Here is a 524-nt window from a genome sequence, read left to right on the forward strand (position 1 = left end):
AGGGCATGGCCGCCCTTGCCACACCAATGATCGAGGAGGCACAGCCGCTACAGATTACACCCAAGGCCGCCTGAAAATGCAGCCCAGTGGCCACACCCGATTTTACACCACATTGACGGACGCGACCCGAAAATGACGTAGTTGTTTTGGTGGGTCCAAACAACTCTGGTAAAAGCATGGCTTTAAGGCAGATAGAGGATGCTCTATCCGGGCCTAAATCTTATAACGTCATTAAAAATATAAATATAACTAGGCAAGGAAATGACGAAAGATTTAGAGAATTTGTAGAAAATTGCTCTCAAAAAATATTACTATACAACGAATATCGGTTTGTTGGATATAAATACAGCATACCTGAAGCCAGCTTTCCATCTTTTTCTGGTAGGTATCGGCCTGAGCTTAGAGCCGGATTCGGAAGTTTCTCAATTCTGACAATACCTTGCGGTTCTGCGTGTGAGCATGCGGATTGAGGCGATGAGGGCCCAAGCTGTTGATGAGGCGATGGATCGCTCCCAGTCTTTCGC

The 524-nt window shown here is 46.4% G+C and carries 1 pseudogene; it reads right to left on the bottom strand.

The window, feature by feature from the left end:
* Nucleotides 1-422: 422 nt before the first annotated feature.
* Nucleotides 423-524 (bottom strand): annotated as a pseudogene (locus EWH12_RS22095) (IS5/IS1182 family transposase); the annotation flags it as partial.

This window comes from Sphingobium cupriresistens, assembly GCF_004152865.1.
GTDB lineage: Bacteria > Pseudomonadota > Alphaproteobacteria > Sphingomonadales > Sphingomonadaceae > Sphingobium > Sphingobium cupriresistens.